This window comes from Flavobacterium sp. ALD4 (genome assembly GCF_002836475.1).
Classification (GTDB): domain Bacteria; phylum Bacteroidota; class Bacteroidia; order Flavobacteriales; family Flavobacteriaceae; genus Flavobacterium.
This window is the reverse complement of record NZ_PJBJ01000030.1, coordinates 126,263-147,324: the sequence shown is the minus strand read 5'-3', so window position 1 is coordinate 147,324 and position 21,062 is coordinate 126,263. Positions and strand designations below refer to the sequence as shown.

The following is a 21,062-nucleotide window of genomic DNA, read 5'->3' as shown; positions in this document are numbered from 1 at the left end:
TAGCTTTATGAGTTCATAGAGTTAACTCTTTCTTAATTTAAATCCCTTTTGAAAATGTCTGACGTAGCAGCAATACATAATTTGGTTCAGAAACGAAATGAATTAAAAAGCGAAATCGCGAAAATTATAGTAGGTCAGGATGCGGTAGTCGATCAAGTTTTACTTTGTATTTTTTCAGGCGGACATGCTCTTCTTGTAGGGGTTCCGGGGTTAGCCAAAACCTTAATGGTGAATACCCTTGCTCAGGCCTTGGGACTTAATTTTAAGAGAATCCAGTTTACTCCGGATTTAATGCCTTCAGATATTTTAGGAAGTGAGATATTAGATGAGAAGCGTCAATTTAAATTTTTAAAAGGGCCTGTTTTTTCGAATATTATTCTAGCGGATGAAATCAACAGAACGCCACCAAAAACCCAGGCAGCTTTGTTGGAAGCGATGCAGGAACGGTCTGTTACCATTGCCGGTGAAAATTATAAGTTGGACTTGCCTTACTTCGTTTTGGCAACTCAGAATCCAATCGAACAGGAGGGGACTTATCCTTTACCTGAGGCGCAGTTAGATCGTTTTATGTTTGCAATCAAGCTCGAATACCCGTCGTTTGCAGAAGAAGTTCAAGTAGTAAAGCGGACCACTTCAGATGAAATAAATACCATTAACCCGCTATTTACAGCGCAGGAAATTATAGATTTTCAGCAATTGATTCGTAGAATTCCCGTAGCAGATAACGTTGTTGAATATGCCGTGACTTTAGTTAGTAAAACACGCCCGGATAATCCATTGTCCACTGAGTTTGTCAAAAGTTATTTGGATTGGGGAGCAGGACCAAGAGCTTCACAGAATTTAATAGTAGCTGCCAAAGCGCATGCTGCCTTCAACGGCAAATTTTCGCCTGATATTGAGGATGTGAAAGCGGTGGCAACCGGAATTTTACGTCATCGAATTATTAAAAACTATAAAGCGGATGCGGAGGGAATTACTGAGGAAATGATTATTGCAAAATTGCTTTAAATATATTTTTTTGGTTGTTTTAAGCTTGAATTTTGATGTGAACTATAACGTTTTCTTCGTTGTCATGATTTTTGAACTTTAGGAATAATACGAATGTAAATGATTAATTATGGATTAATCATTTAAATGTTAAAATTTAAACATTTTATCAATTATACGTATTAAAAATTAGTATTCAGCAATAATAATTTTTGAAAAAGCCACTTCTATTAAATTTTTTTAATTCTCGTCTTAAATTCGTTAATTTGCATTACGAAAAAAAAACACCTAGATAGTATGGCTTTTGATTTTGAGATGAAAAAAAAATCAGCCTGTAACATTGAAAAGACTTGTATTATGAATATTTATAACGATTATCTACAGGAAATCGAAGAAAGAAAAGGGCAGGGACTTAGCCCAAAGCCAATTGATGGAGCTGAATTACTAAGCGAAATCATTGCACAAATTAAAGATTCAGATAACGCACACCGCGAAGGTTCTCTTCAGTTCTTTATTTATAACACTGTTCCAGGAACTACTAGTGCTGCTGGTGTGAAAGCTACGTTTTTGAAGGATATTATTCTTAGTGAATCTGTAGTAAAAGAAATCACTCCCGCTTTTGCATTTGAGCTATTATCACATATGAAAGGAGGGCCTTCGATTGAAGTTTTACTTGATTTAGCTTTAGGCGAAGATATTGCTATTGCAAAAGAAGCGGCAAAAGTTCTTAAAACTCAATTTTTCCTTTACGAGGCTGATACAGCTCGTCTAGAAGCGGCGTTCAAAAGCGGTATTGAAATTGCTGAAGAAATTTTAGAGAGCTATGCGAAGGCTGAGTTCTTTACGAAACTTCCAGAAGTTGTAGAAGAAATTAAGGTAGTTACTTATCTAGCTGGTGAAGGAGATATCTCAACTGATTTACTTTCTCCAGGGAACCAAGCGCATTCACGATCAGATCGTGAGCTTCATGGTAAATGTTTGATTTCTCCAGAAGCTCAAGATGAAATTCAAGCCTTGCAAGCACAGCATCCTGATAAAAGTGTGATGTTGATTGCTGAAAAAGGTACCATGGGTGTAGGTTCATCAAGAATGTCAGGTGTAAACAACGTGGCTTTATGGACTGGTAAAAAAGCAAGTCCTTATGTTCCATTCATTAATATCGCTCCAATCGTAGCGGGAACAAACGGAATTTCGCCAATATTCCTTACTACTGTAGATGTTACTGGTGGTATTGGTTTAGACCTTAAAAACTGGGTAAAAGTACTTGATGAAAATGGCAGTCCTGTTCGTAATGAAAATGGTGATCCTATTTTAGAAGAAGCTTATTCTGTTGCTACAGGTACTGTTCTTACAATCAACACGAAGACAAAGAAACTTTATAATGGGGATAAAGAGCTGATAGATATTTCAAAGGCATTCACTCCTCAGAAAATGGAATTTATAAAAGCAGGTGGTTCGTACGCTATTGTATTCGGTAAAAAGCTTCAGACTTTTGCATCGAAAACGCTAGGTATTGATATTGTACCTGTATTTGCTCCTTCAAAAGAGGTTTCCGTTGAAGGACAAGGACTTACAGCAGTGGAAAAAATATTTAATAAAAATGCAGTTGGAACAACTCCAGGTAAAGTTTTACACGCCGGGTCGGATGTACGTGTAGAAGTAAACATTGTTGGTTCACAAGATACAACTGGATTGATGACTTCTCAGGAATTGGAGTCGATGGCTGCTACTGTGATTTCACCAATCGTCGACGGTGCTTACCAATCGGGTTGTCATACTGCCTCAGTATGGGATAATAAATCTAAGGCAAATATCCCTAGATTAATGAAATTCATGAACGATTTCGGTTTGATTACTGCTCGTGACCCAAAAGGGAAATATCTTGCAATGACTGATGTAATCCATAAGGTGCTTAATGATATTACTGTGGATGAGTGGGCCATCATTATTGGTGGAGACTCTCATACAAGAATGTCAAAAGGGGTCGCTTTTGGTGCAGATTCAGGAACAGTTGCTCTTGCATTGGCAACAGGTGAAGCTTCAATGCCAATTCCAGAATCCGTAAAAGTTACTTTCAAAGGGAATATGAAGACTTATATGGATTTCCGTGATGTAGTTCATGCGACTCAATCTCAGATGCTAAAGCAATTTGGTGGAGAGAATGTGTTCCAAGGAAGAATCATTGAGGTTCACTTAGGGACTCTTACCGCTGATCAGGCATTTACGTTTACCGATTGGACAGCAGAGATGAAAGCGAAAGCTTCTATCTGTATTTCTGAGGATGAAACTTTGATCGAATCATTAATGATAGCTAAGAGAAGAATTCAGATCATGATCGACAAAGGAATGGATAATGAGAAGCAAGTTCTTAAAGGATTGATCGCTATCGCTGATAAGAGAATCGCAGATATTAGATCAGGTGAGAAACCTGCTTTAACTCCAGATGCAAATGCTAATTATTTTGCTGAAGTTGTTATTGATCTTGATATGGTTGAGGAGCCAATGATTGCGGATCCAGATGTTAATAATGCAGATGTTTCTAAGAGATATACACACGATACAATTAGACCTCTTTCTTTTTACGGAGGAGTGAAAAAAGTAGATCTTGGTTTTGTCGGTTCTTGTATGGTTCACAAAGGAGACTTGAAAATTCTTTCTCAAATGCTAAAGAACATAGATGAACAATATGGTAAGGTAGAGTTTAAGGCACCGCTTGTAGTGGCGCCTCCTACTTATAATATTGTAGATGAACTTAAGGCAGAAGGAGATTGGGAGGTTTTACAAAAGTATTCTGGTTTTGAATTTGATGATAATGCTCCAAAAGGTGTGGCACGTACTGGATATGAAAACATCTTATATCTAGAGCGTCCGGGATGTAACTTATGTATGGGTAACCAAGAAAAAGCAGAAAAAGGGGATACAGTAATGGCAACTTCTACTCGTCTTTTCCAAGGAAGAGTTGTGGAAGATTCTGAAGGGAAAAAAGGAGAATCGCTGCTTTCATCAACACCTGTTGTTGTATTGTCTACAATCTTAGGTAGAACTCCTACTCTGGATGAGTATAAAGCTGCAGTAAAGGGTATTAATCTAACTCAGTTTGCTCCATCTCATAAGTTGTTAGTTGTATAATCAATAAGATTAGTTAATTATATCAAAAAGCCTGAGTCTATGATTCAGGCTTTTTTTATTTTTATAGCTACTCTATTTTTTGTACCTTGTCGTGACTAAAACACAATAATAAAAAACAATTATATATATGGCATTTGATATTGAAATGATAAAAAAAGTGTATGACAACATGACAAGTCGTGTTGATGCTGCACGCGAGATTGTTGGTCATCCGCTTACTTTGACAGAGAAGATTTTATACAATCACCTTTGGGATGGTAAGCCCTCTATAGCTTTTGCAAGAGGAGCTGATTATGTTGATTTTTCTCCAGACAGAGTTGCTTGTCAAGATGCGACCGCTCAAATGGCTTTGTTGCAATTTATGCATGCTGGAAAAGCTCAGGTAGCTGTTCCTACAACGGTACATTGTGATCACTTGATTCAAGCTAAAGTTGATGCTGTAACCGATTTGGCCAGAGCGAAAACGCAAAGTAATGAAGTTTTTGATTTTCTTTCGTCAGTGTCTAATAAATACGGGATTGGTTTTTGGAAACCAGGAGCTGGAATTATTCATCAGGTAGTCCTTGAAAACTATGCTTTCCCGGGAGGAATGATGATTGGTACCGATTCACATACTGTAAATGCAGGTGGTTTGGGTATGGTCGCCATTGGTGTTGGTGGAGCAGATGCGGTGGATGTAATGTCAGGAATGGCGTGGGAACTAAAATTTCCCAAGTTAATCGGAGTCAAATTAACGGGTAAACTTTCAGGTTGGGTATCTCCAAAAGATGTTATCCTTAAAGTTGCCGGGATTCTTACCGTTAAGGGTGGAACGGGAGCTATAGTTGAATATTTCGGTGAAGGTGCCACTTCCATGTCTTGTACTGGAAAAGGAACAATCTGTAATATGGGTGCTGAAATTGGCGCAACCACTTCTACATTTGGGTATGATGATTCTATGGGGCGTTACTTGCGTTCTACTGATAGAGCCGATGTGGCCGATGCCGCTGATAAGGTAGCTGCATATTTAACAGGTGACGATGAAGTTTATGCTAGTCCTGAATTGTATTTTGATCAGGTCATCGAAATCAATCTTTCAGAATTGGAGCCACACTTAAATGGTCCCTTCACTCCAGATTTGGCTACGCCAATTTCTAAAATGAAAGAAGAAGCGATCAAAAATAACTGGCCATTGAAAATTGAAGTAGGTTTGATCGGTTCTTGTACAAACTCTTCTTATGAAGATATCGCGCGTGCGGCTTCGATAGCCAAACAAGTGACGGATAAAAAATTAAAATTAAAATCGGAATTTACCATCACTCCCGGTTCTGAAGTGGTTCGATATACAATCGAGCGTGACGGTTTTATTGACACTTTCGAGAAAATTGGTGCTACGGTATTTGCAAATGCCTGCGGACCATGTATCGGAATGTGGGATAGAGAAGGGGCTGAAAAAGAAGAGCGTAACACTATCGTTCACTCGTTCAACCGTAACTTTTCTAAACGTGCTGATGGAAACCCAAATACAATGGCTTTCGTAGGTTCACCAGAACTAGTAACCGCTATGGCCATTGCAGGTGATTTAGGTTTCAATCCTTTGACTGATACGTTAATAAACGAAGATGGTGAAGAAGTTATGTTAGAGGCGCCAACAGGTGATGAATTGCCGAAAAACGGATTTGATGCTGAAGACAAAGGTTTTCAAGCGCCAGCTGTTGATGGTAGAGATATTGAGGTGACCGTAAGTGAAACTTCAGAGCGTTTGCAATTATTGGCTCCGTTTGCTCCATGGGATGGAAAAAACATTGTGGGTGCGAAATTGCTTATCAAAGCATTTGGAAAATGTACTACAGATCATATTTCTATGGCAGGACCGTGGTTGCGTTTCCGTGGACATTTAGATAACATCTCAAATAATATGTTAATTGGCGCTATCAATGCGTTCACCCAAAAAACAAATTCAGTTAAAAATCAATTGACAGGGGTGTACGATGCAGTTCCTGCAGTGGCTCGTGCTTATAAAGCGGCCGGTGTACCTTCAATTGTGGTAGGTGATCATAACTATGGTGAAGGGTCTTCACGTGAGCATGCTGCTATGGAGCCTCGTTTCCTTGGTGTTAAAGCGGTGTTAGTGAAATCATTTGCTCGTATTCACGAGACAAACCTTAAAAAACAGGGATTGTTAGGATTGACATTTGCTACTGAAGCTGATTATGATAAAATTCAAGAGAACGATACTATTAACTTTACTGATTTAGTAGATTTTGCTCCGGGAAAACCATTAACATTAGAATTCGTTCATGAGGATGGAAGCAAAGATATCATCTTGGTAAACCATACCTATAACGAAGGACAAATTGGTTGGTTCGTTGCTGGTTCAGCATTAAATTTAATTGCTGCCGGAAAAGCATAATTTTAAGTTTAAAATTATATAAAAACGCTCTGTGCAAACAGAGCGTTTTTTTTTGTTTTGGGGTATGTTAAAACAAATATAATGAGTTGTTAAAATTGTATGATATAGATATTATTAGGCTAAATTCGCAAAAGCGAAATGCTTTTTTTATTTATTTCATCGTTATATCAAAGCAAACATTCAATTTTTGAACAAAAAATCGTATTATTGTTTTGGAATTCAGTTGAGTAGGTGATGGGAGTTAATATTTAAATAGACTTTATGAGGAGTTATAGTTGGATTTTAGGGATGGTGTTTTTTACTGGTTTAAGTGCTTTTTCACAAGAAAATTATACAAAGCACATTGTTTCCAAGGGTGAAACTATTACTCAGATTGCAGCACACTACCATATTAAGTCCAACGCTATTTACGAACTCAATCCCGATGCCCAAAAAGGAATAAAATTTAAATCGGTTTTATTAATTCCTACGATAGTTTCAAAAAGCAAGAATACGGCATCAGATATTGCCAGTACCTATCCAGAAAAAAAGCATACAGTCCTTCCCAAAGAAACACTTTACGGCATAGCGAAACAATACGGAGTTACCGTTGTAGATTTAAACAAAATTAATCCTACACTTCAGAAATCAGGATTAAAAAAGGGAGACAAAATTAGAGTCCCAGGAACAGAATTAAATCAAAGTCCAGCCGTAAGTATTACGGAACCAATAAAAGAAATTCAAAAAAATACTATTCCGGAAAGAAAAGTAACTCAAAAAGAAGAAGCGAACTTTGTTGTAAAATCTAATGCGACAAAAGAAATGCCATCTGAAGAAGTTGTACGTGAAATTGTAGCACAAGAAACAAAGTACTCTATTTCAAGAGAATACGGAATTACGGTAGCGGATTTAGATAAAGCTAATCCTATTCTTGAAACAGAATCTTTAAAAATTGGTCAGAAGATTATAATTCCAACAAAAGAGGAGAGCAATGGGGCCGTAGCAGTTGTTCAAAAAGAAATTAAAAAGGAATCTATAGCTGCTGTGCAGTCTCGCCCTGAAGCTATAATTATAAAAGCGGAACAAGTTGTAGTTGCAGATAAAGCAGTGTTGAAAACTGAAATCCAAACTATAGGTGAACCTGTTGCTAATATTGGCGCTTTGGAAACTGAAGTGGTACGTGAGGTATTGGCAAAAGAAACAAAATATGGAATCGCTAAAGAATACGGAATTTCAGTAAAAGAGTTAGAAAGACAAAACCCGAAAATTGTTAGGGGTCTTCCAGTAGGTTATAAATTAAACATTCGAAGTAATAAAGCTGTTGAGGTGATCGCTGTAAATAATAATTCTGGTTCAACTAATGAGATGGGGAATTCGGATTCAAAATACAATATGAAATCTTTTCACGGTACTGATTTCTTAGACCAATTGGTTTCTACAGCTACAGAAAATATCGGGACAAGATATCGCATGGGAGGAACCACAAAGGATGGTTTTGATTGTTCCGGATTAATGTGTACCACTTTTAGTAATTTTGATATTCAGTTACCGCGAACTTCTATAGAACAATCACAATATGGAGTGAAGATTGATAATGAAGATGCTCAAAAAGGAGATTTGATTTTCTTTAAAACGAACGGTAGAAGACAAATCAACCATGTGGGTATGGTGGTCGAGGCAATCGACGGTGATATTAAATTTATTCATGCTTCGGTAAGTGGAGGTGTAATGATTTCTTCTGTTAAAGAAAAGTATTATAGAAAGAAAGTAACTCAAATTAATCGCGTACTGTAAGTAGGACAAGGTTAGATTTTTTTAAAAATCACATAAAAAAAAACTCCCAGGATTCCCTGGGAGTTTTTTTATGGAGCTAGACCGAATTTATTTTAATACATGATGTGCCAACACCTTTTGAACCTCATATACATTAATAGATTTATTAAATTGCTTTTTTATGCTGGGTTGTAATTCACTGGATACCCAAATTTTTAATTCAGCATCAAGGTCAAAAGTCCCCGCAGTCTCAATGCTGAATCTGGAAATACTTTTATAGGATATAGATTTGTATTCTGTTTTGCTTCCCGTTAAGCCTTGTTTGTCTACTAGAATTAAACGTTTGGTGGTAAATATAAAAGTGTCTCGAATCAGTTTAAAACCCAATTCAATCTCTTCTCCGTCGATTAAAAGTTGCCCGTACTGCTTTGTTAATTGTTCCAGAGATACCGTTCCTGCGTTACCAATAAGTGCTGAGAATATTCCCATAGTATTTTATTTTTATTTACTGTAACTAATTGAATTTTTAATACTTGCCTACAGTCCTTCGATTTGATTAACGATAGGAAATGGACTTTTATTTGTTTCTCAGACTCGTTATGATCGCCATAACGTCTTCATCGCCCAAACCTTCTTTTTGAGCAGCTGCATAACTGTCATACAAAGGATTGATCAGTGGTGAATCTAATCCTGCTTCCTTGGCCAATCTCAAGTCCTTAACAAGGTGTTTGAGTGCAAAAGCGGCAGGGTATGAGTTGTTTAAAATGGAATTGGCTTTGATATTGGTTATGCCATTTCCGCAAGCACCTTCATTTATTATGGAGAGCATGTCTTCTTTTCGAACGCCGTTTTTTTCTGCAAACATAATCGTCTCTGCTAATCCCTGCAGGTTTAGCCCTAACAAGTAATTGATAGCTAATTTGGCGGAACTCGCTTTACCAGGTTCGCCCACAGGAATGGAAACTTTTCCCAAAACATCAAAAATAGGTTTAGCAAGCAAATAATCTTCATCAGTGCTGCCTATCAAAATGACTAAGGTGCCGTCCTGAGCGGGCTTGACACTTCCGGAAACTGGAGCATCCATGAAATGAACCTGACGAGCGGTACAGATTTTAGTTAAATAGCGAGAAGTCTCAGGAGAAACGGTACTCATATTGATGATCAGTTTTCCAGGATTGTCTCGAGTCAGCAAACCATTCTCACTTTCAAAAACTTCTTTGACGGCCTCATCATTGGATAACATGGTAATCAACACATCGCAGGTTTGCATTAGGTCTTGGATGCTGGCTGCCGAAGTTGCGCCTAAGTCGATTAATTCCTTTTCCTTGTCTCTACTGCGATTAAATACGGCTACTTCGTAGCCTGCTTTTAACAAGTTCTTTGCCATCGGATTTCCCATGTTTCCAAGGCCAATCCATCCTAATTTTAATGTTTTCATAATTTATAACGATACTATTGTGTTTCTTTTTTGTAGTTGCGGAGTCTTTTCAAAAATAGTGTTAAGGCTTTATCAGACTTGCTTTGCGGTGGCACTAAATTAATGTTTATTTTTTGTGTACAGACAAAAAAAAATGAGGCGGGATAGTAAGTTATTATGACACAAGAATTAGTGTTCAGTATTTGGGACTACTGCAAGCGTGGAGAAAGTAATACTGATGAGCTGCTGGACATCAGGTCCCTTTTGGTTAGTCAAGAAATTCTTTCCACGGTACAATTGTAACAAGGGGTTGTGCTTCGTGAATAGGAATGTGACTTATTTTTGTATTGTCAAAAGAGAGGAGGAACAGCGCCATTACACTTTTTTTCTTTTTCATCTAATGCTTCTCTCCTAACTCTATAAAGATCGAAAAGGACTGCAAACTTTCCCCACATGGTCTCCGGAGCACATTTCCAGAATTAACTTACCCTATGGCATCAGCCTTTTTTGAATTTCTTTTTTCATCACTTTTTCTGTAATGGCAAATATTTCTTTTTTGTTTTTTCTGAATTTTTTTACAAAAGAGTCGATCTCGTTCTCTAATTTGTCATTTTCGGTTCTAAATTGATGGGAATCATATTTATAGGGAGCGTCAATAAGGTCGGCGAGATGTTTCAAATGCATAACGGTTTTATCTAGTAATGTATCGCAAGCCTTGCTTTCGTCAGACAACTCTTTTGCTAATTCCCGCATTTCATCCAAGTTCGCATTAAGGGTCAGTCCCATAAAGTATTTGTCAACAAGGTGATATAAAAATTTCAAATCATCTTTGTAGAATTGTAAGTCAGAGTAACGGTCTTCCGTCAATAGATATAATTGTTGCCACTGTGCTTCCCAGTTAAAATCAGTTTTTGGTTTGTCTTTTAAATTTCCCATAATATCGATTTATTAATTAACTATTCATTTTAATGCTCCAATGTAGTTTGCAAACTCATCGCTAAAAATGAGGGTGTTATTTTTGACGTCGAATCCGTATTTCGGTTTTCGTATGCTGACCGTTTTTAATCCTAAATAACTTTTTTAGTTCTACCGAAGTAGTTTTTTTTCAAGTGATAACTTTCATTTTAGCGAATAAGCTAAAATTACGAAAAAATTAATGAATGGCCCCTGTGACGATTTGTCTTTCTTCACTAGTGGTGATCAATAAAAAATTTCTCAGCATTACAGCGACGACATAAAATAGAATTAGGATAAATTAGAGCTTTGATATCAAAAAAAGGCGCGGCAATGTGAAATGGTAAGAATATATTTTGCAATCTTTGAACACAAAAAAATAAAGAGCATTATGAGCAAAACAAAACTAATAATCAATAGCAACGGATCTATTAAGATAGAGGGTGATTTCGAAATAATCGACTGTGATGGTATAGTGTATGGACTGGAGGGAAGAACAGCTTTGGGACTTTGCCGTTGTGGATTGTCTTCTAACAAACCTTTTTGTGATGGTTCACACCGCAGCAGTTTTGAACATGAATCTAAGGCATTTGATTTGCCACCAATGAAAACGAAATAAAGAATACTGTTTTCTATTTTCACCATAAAAAAAGCTGCATTTTAATCAATGCAGCTTTTTTAGTTTTCTTAATCTTGTCAGTTTGATAGAGTAGGAATGGCTGTTTGCTATTCGCTACGGGCACGGATCACTAATCCGCATTATCAGGTTTGAGAATGTTTTTTTAGAAAGAAGAATGTTCGCACATGAGACTTTTTAATTTATATACTTTTCGCTCGATTCCAGTTTAGCATACAGACCGCCTAAGGCGTTAAGACCTGACAAATAAGATTCGGTTACTTGCTCCGCAGGGATTACTTTTCCATTAAACTCTCTGTTTCTTGTTGTAACGGCATCGATAATTATGGTGTTTTCAAAACCAAAATCCATAGCAGCCCTGGTTGTGGAATCTATACAAACATCGGTCATCATGCCACAAAGTATTAATTTAGAAATATTATTTTTCTTTAAATAATCCAATAATTCTGTATCTCTAAAACTATTGGGAAAGTTCTTGGTAATTACTTTTTCCGTTTTAAGAGGTGTTACGCTTTTATGAATTTCAGCACCTTTTGTAGTGGGCAAAAAGAAAGTAGCTCCTTCTTGAACGGCAATGTGCTGTACGTGGATAACAGGCATTTCTTTCCTTCTAAAATAGGATAGCATATGGGCTGCTTTTGACGCGGCTTCATCTGCCGATACCAATTCCATCGTTCCGCCAGGAAAGTAATCGTTCTGTATGTCTATAATTATCAGTGCTGTTTTGTTGTTTTCTGAAATTTCTTTTGTTTTCTGTACCATAACTTTATTTTTTTATTATGTTAATTCTAATATTTACTCGATTGTTTAAAAATAAATGTTGTAATTTATTTCTTTAATCGTTTTATTCAAATTTACAAATATTTAGTAGTGAGCGCGTTGATCTGGATCAAGAAAGCGAATGACCTATTAAAAAAGAGTAAAATAGTAATGCGCATTCATTGAAGCACGAGTTCTTATTACTTCTACATCTTGACATTGATAAAGGAGCAATCTCCGTTTGTTATGCAGTATGAGTAGGAAGTGCAGGGCGGTAATAGTTACGTTTGTATTTCAGCACAAACGGAATCATCTTAATTTAACGCAGCTTATAATTGGCTGTACTGTTTTATCGTGTGATGGGTACTTGCGGCATCCTTTTATGTACCTCGCTTTTTTTAACGAGGTGAATAAAAGATATAGTGTCTCGATAGCTATCGGGAAGCCTGAACGGGCTGTAACCGCAATAGAAGCTGGGGTATGACCAGATGATTTTAGCTTATTGAATGAGGATTTTTGATTTGAGACTTGACGCTTCAACTCCGTTCATTCAGGTGAAATGGTTAGGAGGTTTCTAAAAAAAGTATATCTTTAGCCAACCAAAAAACAAAAATAATGCAAGAAGAAAACCAAGACAATTTTAAAAGAGAACTCGGATTATTTGATGGGACCATGCTAGTGGTCGGGTCCATGATCGGTTCGGGTATATTTATAGTGAGCTCAGATATGGTGCGCCAATTGGGTTCAGCCGGATGGCTCATCGCCATGTGGGTGCTTACTGGGGTTATTACGGTGATTGCCGCCGTTAGTTATGGGGAATTGAGTTCAATGTTTCCAAAAGCTGGTGGACAGTATATATACATTAAGGAAGCCTACGGAAAGCTCATTGGTTTTCTCTATGGATGGAGTTTCTTTGCTGTGATACAAACCGGAACTATCGCTGCCGTGGGTGTTGCGTTCGCTAAGTTTACCGCGTATTTGTTTCCGGTAGTTAGTGATAAGAATATCTTATATGAAATAGGCGATTTCAATTTGAATGCTGCCCAGATTGTTTCCATCTTTACCATTGTTTTACTGAGTTATGTAAACAGTCGCGGTGTTAAAAACTCCAAAACGCTACAAACGGTTTTAACGGTGATTAAAATTTTGTCGTTGGCAGGTTTAATCGTTTTCGGTTTTTTTGCTGCTAAGGCTGAGGTTTGGGATGCCAACTGGACAAATGCCTGGGTTTCGTCCTCACTTGATGTGACTACCGGTTCCTGGATGCCTATAAGCGGGATAACATTGATTTCTGCCATTTCAGCTGCTTTGGTGGGTTCGATGTTCTCGAGCGTAGCTTGGGAAGGGGTGACGTTTATCGCAGGGGAGATTAAAAATCCAAAACGTAATGTGGGATTGAGTTTGTTTTTAGGAACTTCAATTGTATGTGTGATTTATGTGTTGGCAAATCTGATGTTTTTGGCCGTAGTGCCGTTACAAGAAATTGCTACTGCTCCATCAGACCGTATTGGAGTGGTGGCGTCACAATATATTTTTGGGTCTATAGGGACTTTGATTATTGCCGTGATGATTATGATTTCGACTTTTGCCTGTAACAATGGATTGATTATGGCCGGTGCCAGAGTGTATTATACAATGGCTCAAGATGGTGTTTTCTTCAAGAAGGCGGCTGAGCTGAATAAAGCGAGTGTTCCTGCATGGTCGATCTGGGCACAGTGTTTTTGGGCTTCGGCTTTATGCTTGACCGGAAAGTATGGTGACTTATTGGATTTTGTGGTGATTATCGTTTTGATATTTTATATATTGACGATTTTAGGGATATTTATACTCCGTAGAAAAATGCCAGATGCCGAAAGACCATATAGAGCTTTTGGATATCCATTTTTACCAGCATTATACATTATTATCGCTAGTGCAATTTGTATTGCCTTGCTTTACACTAAAACAAGTACCAGCGGCTGGGGTGTTGTGATTATGTTGCTTGGGATCCCCGTTTATTATTTGACGAAGACTAAGGAGTAATTTATTGTTTTTCTAGATTTTAGAAAATAGACTTTAGATCTTTGAGAATAATAAGTAAATAATAGTTTTCTAGAAAAAAAAATCCGTCCCGTTTTACTAACGGGACGGATTTTTCATTTAATGTAAGTACTACTTGTGTATTCGGATGTTTTATTCAGTAGAAAGCTTTTTCAAAACTGAGATGACTTATGTGTTTTAATTCTTCGAGATAAAGAAATGCTAACCACTTCGAATCATAGCTTTACTATGTAAATTGGGAATCGCAAAGAAAATTATCTCTCACATAGTTTGCTCTTTGATTAAAGTGAAGCTTCTTTTTCTACTTAGAAAAAATCAGTGGTTTTCTATAAAAATAAGTTTAAAAAAATCCGTCTCGTCTTGCTTTTAAGAACGAGACGGGACGGATTTTATATTAAATCCAGGTTGGGCTGCTATAAGTTTTAATCTAAAACTTGAACTAAAAACTAAAAATTGAAACGGCTTTGCCAAACCTGTAAACTTTAGGCTAGTAGTAAGTGAATCGTCTTACTTTAGCGATATATTTTGCCAATCGGATTACTTGGTGACTGTAGCCATATTCATTATCATACCAGATGTATAACACGATATTTTTACCGTCATTAGAAACAATTGTGGCATTACTATCATAAATCGAAGGCGCAGATGTACCAACGATATCTGAAGAAACCAATTCGTTATTCGTTGAATATTTGATTTGTTCCACTAACTCGCCTTCCAATGCATATTTTTTCATGATGGCATTGATTTCTGCAATTGAAGTTTCTTTTGATACTTCAAGATTCAAAACAACCAATGATCCGTTAGGAACCGGAACACGAATCGCATTAGAGGTCAATTTACCTTCTAATGACGGTAAGGCTTTAGCGACAGCAGTACCTGCTCCCGTTTCAGTAATTACCATATTCAAGGCTGCAGCTCTACCACGACGGTATTTTTTGTGCATGTTGTCTACCAAGTTTTGGTCATTTGTATACGAGTGTATGGTCTCTAAATGTCCTTTTACCACGCCTAAAGTGTCTTCAACTGCTTTCAGTATCGGAGTGATGGCATTTGTTGTACACGAAGCGGCAGAGAAAATATCGATATCGTTTGGATTGTATTCGTTTTGGTTTACACCATGAACAATGTTTGGAACTCCTTTACCAGGAGCAGTCAATAGTACTTTATGCGCTCCTTTTGAAGCTAAATGTCTGCTTAAAGCTTCTTTATTCGTAAAAGCACCGGTGTTATCAATAACCAAGGCATGGTCAATTCCATAAGAAGTATAATCAATTTCTTCGGGAGCGTTTGCTGTAATAACATGAACAGTAGTACCGTTGATTATTAGCGCATTGTTTTTAACATCTGCCGTTACAGAACCTTGAAAATCGCCATGGATTGAGTCATAACGTAATAATGAAGCTCTTTTTTCAAGCGTCGAAGCGTCATTTTTATCTCTAGTTACTATGGCTTTCAATCGTAATTGAGTTCCTTTTCCGGTTTTAGACATCAGCTCTCTGGCCAATAAACGTCCAATTCTACCGAAACCGTATAAAACCACATCTTTCGGCTTAATTTCTTTCGATGATTTGGCTTCTTTTAATTTGTCCAATACAAAATGTCTTGCATCCGGATATTTTTCGTTTTCTAATACGTACTCGTAAGTCAGTTTACCAATATCTAATTTTGATGGTGGTAAATCCAATGATAAAACAACTTTGGCAATTTCTACCGAATCAAAAATGGTAATCGGTTTACCTACAAATTCTCCGGCATACATATGTAAATTGATAATATCGCTTACGTTTTTATCCAGCAGTTGATTTTTAAACAAAACCAGCTCTATGGACTTATCATACCATAAATCACTGACAATTTTAATTAATTCTACTCCCGCACGTCTTCTGTCGACTTGAAATGAAACTTCTTTTTGATACAAAGGTGTCTTGCTCATATTGAAAATTTGAAAAAATTTAGTAAGTTGTTTTATTAAATTTGCCGCAAAAATACCTATTTCAATCGATTTCGTAACTTGTTTTGATGTTTTTTTTTCCAACAAAAAAAGCCATCGTATTTTTACGGCCTGGCTTTATTTTTAATGTAAGAGAGAATTATCAAATAATGACTCTGAAAATTTCCCCACTTTTATTGATCATTTCGAGTCGAACGCTTTGGCTTTCTTCTTTAGCATTTAAAAGTTTGGAAACCGTTTCGATATCCTTCGCTTTTACATTGTCAATACTCAGAATGATATTGCCTTTTAGTTCAGTGCTGTATTGAATTAAATTCTCATTCGTTATAGATTTTATTTTTACTCCATAATTAATGTTGAATCTCTTTTTGTCTGCGGCATCAATATTTTCCAATTCGATTCCTTTGAATTCAGTGCTAAAGAATTCGTTTTTACTCAGTACTACAGGAACGATGCGATTTTGTCCGTCTCTGGTATAGGTAACCTGAATTTTATCATTGGGTCTTTTGGTGTTGATGTATCCGGAGAGGTCTGCATAAGTAGCAATTTTCTGTCCGTCCATTTTTATGATGATATCTCCTTTTTGAAGTCCAGATCTTTCAGCACCCGAATTTTTTGTAACGGCACCGACGTAAAATCCTTCGGTTTGGTTAATTCCCAATGCCTTGGCAGCGTTTGCATTCAATTCTCCGCCTTCGACACCCAATATTCCTCGTTGCACGTTGCCGTACTCCATAAGATCTTCGATAATTTTTCGGGCAATATTGGACGGTACGGCAAAAGAATAACCCACATAGGAACCAGTCATAGAGGAAATCATGGTATTGATCCCTATTAAATCACCACGGGTATTTACTAAGGCGCCTCCGCTATTTCCCGGATTTACCGCGGCATCTGTTTGAATGAAAGATTGAATTCCGTTGGTCCCTAAGTCTCTGGCTTTCGCCGAAACAATACCGGCCGTTACCGTTGAGGTTAAATTATACGGATTCCCGACCGCTAAAACCCATTCGCCAATTTTCACGGAATCAGAATTACCAAAAGTGGTATATGGGAGTGGTTCGTCGGCATCAATTTTTAGTAAAGCGATATCCATTTTTGAATCGGTACCGATTAGTTTTGCTTTGTATGATTGTTTATTGTTTAAGGTGATTTCAATTTCAGAGGCATCTTTTATCACGTGATTGTTGGTCACGATGTACCCATCGGCAGAGATAATCACTCCAGAACCGGTTCCAACCTGCTCCTGTGTCTGTCCCTCTTTGTATCCGTAGTAGTATTCCAGCATGGGGTTAGAAACTGTTTTATAGGATACGTTTTTCACGTGGACTACCGTATGGATTGTTTTTTCGGCTGCTTCGGTAAAGTCAATTACATCTGGAGACAGCCCTACTTTTTTAGCATAGGAATCGGTGGACTGGGTTGTTATGGGGTTTTTGTTTGAAGGAAAATAGCCATTAGTGTCAAATAATAACTTGTAAGCCCCTAATGTTACGGCGCCACTTAAAAGAGATGCTAAAAATAGCTGCGAAAATCGATTCATAATAGAGTTAGTTTTACGTTATTTGTAAGGTAAAAATAGGGTTAAATATGCTGTATGATAAACAGTTTAACGCTCTTTAACAGGGATTAACATTTCATTAATAGTTCGTACTTTTGTGAAACACAATTTAAAGAAAATGCAAGTAGAATTTTATAAATACCAAGGAACCGGAAACGATTTTGTGATGATTGACAACCGCTTGGTAACTTTTCCAAAAGAAAATACCGCTCTGGTAGCCCATTTATGCAACAGGCGTTTTGGGATAGGAGGGGATGGCCTTATTTTATTGGAAAACGATTCAGAATCTGATTTTAAAATGGTGTATTACAACTCAGACGGAAGCCAGAGTACCATGTGTGGTAATGGAGGGAGATGTTTGGTGGCTTTCGCCAAAAAATTAAACGTGATTGGAAATAGCACTACGTTTAATGCTGTGGACGGCTTGCATCATGCCACAGTTAGTGAAGACGGCATCGTATCACTGCAAATGATTGATGTTTTGAATATTAAAAAAGAATCGTATTATACCTTTCTGGATACAGGCTCTCCGCATCACGTCCAAATAGTGAATGATTTAGAAAATTACAATGTAAAGGAAAAAGGTGCGTCCATTCGATACAGTGAATTATACGGAAAACAAGGAAGCAATATCAATTTTGTTAAGAAAATAGATGCCACTACTTTTTCGTTGCGTACCTATGAAAGAGGTGTGGAAGATGAGACTTTAGCTTGTGGAACGGGCGCGACGGCTGTTGCGATAGCGATGAATGCAACCGGAACAACTGACGCTACTGTCATAGATTTGAATGTAGAGGGAGGAAAACTCGTCGTTTCTTTTGATAAAAAAGACGATAAATATACGAATGTATACTTGAGAGGACCCGCTGAATTTGTTTTTGAAGGAACAATCGAGGTTTAAACCACCTCGAATTTCTAACCTATAACCTATAACCTCAATAATGATAACCTTAAAAGGAAAAAACATATACATACGAGCTCTTGAGCCCAATGATTTGGAGTTCATTTACGCCATAGAAAACGAACAGAGCATGTGGGAAGTAAGTAATACTAATACTCCTTACAGTCGGTTTTTAGTGAAACAATATCTCGAGAATGCACATCAGGATATTTATGAAGCCAAGCAATTGCGATTGGCGATTTGCCAGGATCAAGACTTTCCTGCAGTGGGATTAATTGATTTATTTGATTTTGATCCAAAAAACAATAGGGCAGGAGTAGGAATCGTAATACATGGACTTGAGAACCGAAAGCAAAATATTGGTTCGGAAGCTTTAGGGCTGTTAATACAGTATGCGTTTCACAACCTTAATTTACATCAATTGTATGCAAATATTGGCACCGAAAATGAAGCAAGTAAAGCTCTTTTTACTAAATTTGGTTTTCAATGTATCGGTGTAAAAAAAGATTGGAATCTAGTTAAAGGCAGTTATAAAGACGAGGCGTTTTTCCAATTAATTAATCAACAAATTTAAAATTTTAGCTTTGAACTTAAAAAAAATTATATCAACTCTGTCCGTAGTCGTAATTTCTGGATTGATCATTTACGGATTTATCCTGGTACAACAAATTTTTGCAGGCAACACTAAATTTTCTGAAAAGGAAGTATACGTTCAAGTTCCGACAGATGCCAATTATGGAGAGGTCGTGAAAATAATAACTCCTTATCTGGACGATTTGGATCGTTTCGAAATGGTGGCAAATAAAATGAGCTATCCTCAAAATGTGAAAGCGGGACGTTTTTTATTCACCAAAGGAATGAATAGCTATAATCTCGTAAAAGCGATGCGATATAATGTTCCCGTAAAATTAGCTTTCAACAATCAAGAACGGGTAGAAGATTTTGCCGGACGTGTAGGTTCTCAAATTGAAGCAGATAGTTTGTCGCTGCTGACTTCTTTTAAAGATTCTGTTTTTCTGAAGGAAAATGGTTTTACCGAAGAAAATATATTGGTTATGTTTATTCCTAATACTTATGAATTCTATTGGAATACTTCGGCCGATAAATTCCGTGATAAGATGATCAAGGAATACCGTAATTTCTGGAATAAAAAACGTGTTGCAAATGCAGAGCAGCAAGGATTAACACCAGTTGAAGCAACGATTTTGGCATCGATAGTCCATAAAGAATCCGTAAAAAAAGATGAAAGACCAAGAATTGCTGGAGTATATCTGAATCGATTGAGATTAGGAATGCCTCTTCAGGCAGATCCTACGGTGATATATGCCTTAAAATTGAAATCAAATGACTTCGATCAAATCATCAAAAGAGTCTTTTATAATGATTTGACAATGGCATCGCCTTATAATACCTATATGAATACCGGACTTCCTCCAGGTCCGATTGCCATGCCGGACATAACAGCTTTGGAAGCCGTAATCAATCCTGAAAAGAATGATTTTATCTTTTTCTGTGCCAGTGTCAACCGTTTTGGTTACCATGAGTTTGCGGCTACTTTAAAAGAGCACAATGTAAATGCTAAAAAATATTCGGATTGGATTACAGCCCAAGGCGTAAAAAGATAATTTTGAAGTGTAAAAGCAATTCGTTTTTTTTACTTTTTTTATTGCTGTGTTTCCAACTTAGTTGTGGACAAAACGGCATGGAAGGTTTCCTGAAACCTTCCGATACGTTAAATAAAAGCAGGAAAAATAGGGTAATCGCTGTGGAAGCAATAGTAGCTACCGGAGCGTTGGTAGGCTTAAACCAACTTTGGTATGCCGATTATCCGAGGTCTGATTTTCATTTTATCAATGATAATGCAGAGTGGCTGCAAGTGGATAAGGCCGGACATTTCTACTCCTCTTATCATTTAGGCAGACTAAGTGCAGAAATGCTGGAATGGAGTGGAGCTAGCCAAAAAGACCAATTGATCTATGGAGCAGGTATAGGATTTGCGTTTTTGACCGCTGTTGAGGCCTTAGATGGGTTTTCTTCTGAATGGGGTGCTTCAACCGGAGATATAATTGCGAATGCTGCAGGGACGGCTTTATACGTCTCGCAGGAATTGATGTGGAAGGAGCAACGCATCACACCGAAATTTTCTTTTCATACCACACAATATGCCCAGTACAGACCCAATGTTTTAGGAAGCTCACTTGCGGAACAAATTCTAAAGGATTACAATGGACAAACCTATTGGCTCTCCGTCAATTTACATTCCTTCTCCAAAGGCTCAAAAATACCCAAATGGCTTAATTTGGCTATTGGTTATGGAGCAGACGGAATGATAACCGGGAATAGGGAAAATAACGGGCTGTTTTTGACGCCAAAAACGGAGAGATCGAGACGGTTTTATTTGAGTTTGGACGTTGACCTGACGAAAATCGACACAAAATCCCATTTTTTGAAGACCATATTCTCTGTTTTGAACACTTTAAAAATCCCAGCGCCAACGATTGAATACTCACGTCTCGAGGGGTTTAGGGGTCACTTATCCTATTTTTAGGTAAGTTTAACAGGTTGATTTTCAGCTTTGT

The 21,062-nt window shown here is 37.3% G+C and carries 17 protein-coding genes; 10 read left to right on the top strand and 7 right to left on the bottom strand.

Going from position 1 to position 21,062, the window contains the following annotated elements:
• Positions 1 to 54: 54 nt before the first annotated feature.
• From CXF59_RS09305 to CXF59_RS09290, 4 genes are all read left to right on the top strand, one after another.
• Positions 55 to 1,008 (top strand): MoxR family ATPase, encoded by a 954-nt coding sequence (locus tag CXF59_RS09305; RefSeq protein ID WP_101137542.1) that lies wholly within the window; start codon positions 55 to 57, stop codon positions 1,006 to 1,008.
• Positions 1,009 to 1,344: 336 nt separating this feature from the next.
• Positions 1,345 to 4,116, top strand: coding sequence for a bifunctional aconitate hydratase 2/2-methylisocitrate dehydratase (locus tag CXF59_RS09300; protein WP_101138502.1), 2,772 nt, complete (start codon positions 1,345 to 1,347; stop codon positions 4,114 to 4,116).
• Between the two features lie 127 nt (positions 4,117 to 4,243).
• Complete coding sequence (locus CXF59_RS09295) at positions 4,244 to 6,508, top strand: aconitate hydratase (RefSeq protein WP_101137541.1); 2,265 nt, start codon at positions 4,244 to 4,246, stop codon at positions 6,506 to 6,508.
• A gap of 261 nt (positions 6,509 to 6,769) precedes the next feature.
• Positions 6,770 to 8,281, top strand: coding sequence for a peptidoglycan endopeptidase (locus CXF59_RS09290; RefSeq protein WP_101137540.1), 1,512 nt, complete (start codon positions 6,770 to 6,772; stop codon positions 8,279 to 8,281).
• A gap of 87 nt (positions 8,282 to 8,368) precedes the next feature.
• Here CXF59_RS09290 and CXF59_RS09285 read toward each other — a convergent pair whose 3' ends face one another.
• The 4 genes from CXF59_RS09285 to CXF59_RS09275 all read right to left on the bottom strand — a co-directional run bounded on the left by CXF59_RS09285 (position 8,369) and on the right by CXF59_RS09275 (position 10,613).
• Positions 8,369 to 8,749: a PH domain-containing protein gene (locus tag CXF59_RS09285; protein WP_101137539.1), complete on the bottom strand. Its 381-nt coding sequence runs from the start codon at positions 8,747 to 8,749 to the stop codon at positions 8,369 to 8,371.
• A gap of 88 nt (positions 8,750 to 8,837) precedes the next feature.
• A complete protein-coding gene (locus tag CXF59_RS09280) occupies positions 8,838 to 9,698 on the bottom strand; it encodes an NAD(P)-dependent oxidoreductase (RefSeq protein ID WP_101137538.1) in 861 nt (286 codons plus the stop codon).
• A gap of 247 nt (positions 9,699 to 9,945) precedes the next feature.
• On the bottom strand, positions 9,946 to 10,074 hold the full coding sequence (locus CXF59_RS15570) for a hypothetical protein (RefSeq protein WP_255416307.1): 129 nt from the start codon (positions 10,072 to 10,074) through the stop codon (positions 9,946 to 9,948).
• 92 nt (positions 10,075 to 10,166) lie between these two features.
• The gene (locus CXF59_RS09275; protein ID WP_101137537.1) at positions 10,167 to 10,613 is read right to left on the bottom strand and encodes a hypothetical protein; all 447 of its coding nucleotides are present in this window, start codon (positions 10,611 to 10,613) and stop codon (positions 10,167 to 10,169) included.
• A 409-nt stretch (positions 10,614 to 11,022) separates the two neighbouring features.
• Here CXF59_RS09275 and CXF59_RS09270 point away from each other — a divergent pair, with 409 nt between their 5' ends.
• Entirely contained in the window at positions 11,023 to 11,250 is a 228-nt protein-coding gene (locus tag CXF59_RS09270) for a CDGSH iron-sulfur domain-containing protein (protein ID WP_101137536.1), read from the top strand.
• A gap of 195 nt (positions 11,251 to 11,445) precedes the next feature.
• Here the strand turns inward: CXF59_RS09270 and CXF59_RS09265 are convergent, their stop codons facing one another.
• A complete protein-coding gene (locus tag CXF59_RS09265) occupies positions 11,446 to 12,030 on the bottom strand; it encodes a cysteine hydrolase family protein (RefSeq protein ID WP_101137535.1) in 585 nt (194 codons plus the stop codon).
• Positions 12,031 to 12,642: 612 nt separating this feature from the next.
• Between CXF59_RS09265 and CXF59_RS09260 the strand changes: the two genes are divergently transcribed.
• The gene (locus tag CXF59_RS09260) at positions 12,643 to 14,049 is read left to right on the top strand and encodes an APC family permease (RefSeq protein ID WP_101137534.1); all 1,407 of its coding nucleotides are present in this window, start codon (positions 12,643 to 12,645) and stop codon (positions 14,047 to 14,049) included.
• Positions 14,050 to 14,554: 505 nt separating this feature from the next.
• Here the strand turns inward: CXF59_RS09260 and CXF59_RS09255 are convergent.
• Entirely contained in the window at positions 14,555 to 16,003 is a 1,449-nt protein-coding gene (locus CXF59_RS09255) for a glyceraldehyde-3-phosphate dehydrogenase (RefSeq protein WP_101138501.1), read from the bottom strand.
• Positions 16,004 to 16,163: 160 nt separating this feature from the next.
• Positions 16,164 to 17,564 (bottom strand): trypsin-like peptidase domain-containing protein, encoded by a 1,401-nt coding sequence (locus tag CXF59_RS09250; protein WP_101137533.1) that lies wholly within the window; start codon positions 17,562 to 17,564, stop codon positions 16,164 to 16,166.
• 136 nt (positions 17,565 to 17,700) lie between these two features.
• Between CXF59_RS09250 and dapF the strand changes: the two genes are divergently transcribed.
• The 4 genes from dapF to CXF59_RS09230 all read left to right on the top strand — a co-directional run bounded on the left by dapF (position 17,701) and on the right by CXF59_RS09230 (position 21,031).
• The gene (gene dapF / locus CXF59_RS09245; protein ID WP_101137532.1) at positions 17,701 to 18,483 is read left to right on the top strand and encodes a diaminopimelate epimerase; all 783 of its coding nucleotides are present in this window, start codon (positions 17,701 to 17,703) and stop codon (positions 18,481 to 18,483) included.
• Between the two features lie 40 nt (positions 18,484 to 18,523).
• Positions 18,524 to 19,057: a GNAT family N-acetyltransferase gene (locus CXF59_RS09240; protein ID WP_101137531.1), complete on the top strand. Its 534-nt coding sequence runs from the start codon at positions 18,524 to 18,526 to the stop codon at positions 19,055 to 19,057.
• A gap of 10 nt (positions 19,058 to 19,067) precedes the next feature.
• Positions 19,068 to 20,108, top strand: coding sequence for an endolytic transglycosylase MltG (gene mltG / locus CXF59_RS09235; RefSeq protein ID WP_101137530.1), 1,041 nt, complete (start codon positions 19,068 to 19,070; stop codon positions 20,106 to 20,108).
• 77 nt (positions 20,109 to 20,185) lie between these two features.
• Complete coding sequence (locus CXF59_RS09230) at positions 20,186 to 21,031, top strand: DUF2279 domain-containing protein (protein WP_101137529.1); 846 nt, start codon at positions 20,186 to 20,188, stop codon at positions 21,029 to 21,031.
• Positions 21,032 to 21,062: the final 31 nt, after the last annotated feature.

Excerpts from the sequence above, each read along its gene's own strand:
- CXF59_RS09305 (WP_101137542.1), top strand. The coding sequence starts at position 55 with ATGTCTGACGTAGCAGCAATACATAATTTGGTTCAGAAACGAAATGAA.
- CXF59_RS09300 (WP_101138502.1), top strand. The coding sequence starts at position 1,345 with ATGAATATTTATAACGATTATCTACAGGAAATCGAAGAAAGAAAAGGG.
- CXF59_RS09295 (WP_101137541.1), top strand. The coding sequence starts at position 4,244 with ATGGCATTTGATATTGAAATGATAAAAAAAGTGTATGACAACATGACA.
- CXF59_RS09290 (WP_101137540.1), top strand. The coding sequence starts at position 6,770 with ATGAGGAGTTATAGTTGGATTTTAGGGATGGTGTTTTTTACTGGTTTA.
- CXF59_RS09285 (WP_101137539.1), bottom strand. The coding sequence starts at position 8,749 with ATGGGAATATTCTCAGCACTTATTGGTAACGCAGGAACGGTATCTCTG.
- CXF59_RS09280 (WP_101137538.1), bottom strand. The coding sequence starts at position 9,698 with ATGAAAACATTAAAATTAGGATGGATTGGCCTTGGAAACATGGGAAAT.
- CXF59_RS15570 (WP_255416307.1), bottom strand. The coding sequence starts at position 10,074 with ATGAAAAAGAAAAAAAGTGTAATGGCGCTGTTCCTCCTCTCTTTTGAC.
- CXF59_RS09275 (WP_101137537.1), bottom strand. The coding sequence starts at position 10,613 with ATGGGAAATTTAAAAGACAAACCAAAAACTGATTTTAACTGGGAAGCA.
- CXF59_RS09270 (WP_101137536.1), top strand. The coding sequence starts at position 11,023 with ATGAGCAAAACAAAACTAATAATCAATAGCAACGGATCTATTAAGATA.
- CXF59_RS09265 (WP_101137535.1), bottom strand. The coding sequence starts at position 12,030 with ATGGTACAGAAAACAAAAGAAATTTCAGAAAACAACAAAACAGCACTG.
- CXF59_RS09260 (WP_101137534.1), top strand. The coding sequence starts at position 12,643 with ATGCAAGAAGAAAACCAAGACAATTTTAAAAGAGAACTCGGATTATTT.
- CXF59_RS09255 (WP_101138501.1), bottom strand. The coding sequence starts at position 16,003 with ATGAGCAAGACACCTTTGTATCAAAAAGAAGTTTCATTTCAAGTCGAC.
- CXF59_RS09250 (WP_101137533.1), bottom strand. The coding sequence starts at position 17,564 with ATGAATCGATTTTCGCAGCTATTTTTAGCATCTCTTTTAAGTGGCGCC.
- dapF (WP_101137532.1), top strand. The coding sequence starts at position 17,701 with ATGCAAGTAGAATTTTATAAATACCAAGGAACCGGAAACGATTTTGTG.
- CXF59_RS09240 (WP_101137531.1), top strand. The coding sequence starts at position 18,524 with ATGATAACCTTAAAAGGAAAAAACATATACATACGAGCTCTTGAGCCC.
- CXF59_RS09230 (WP_101137529.1), top strand. The coding sequence starts at position 20,186 with ATGGAAGGTTTCCTGAAACCTTCCGATACGTTAAATAAAAGCAGGAAA.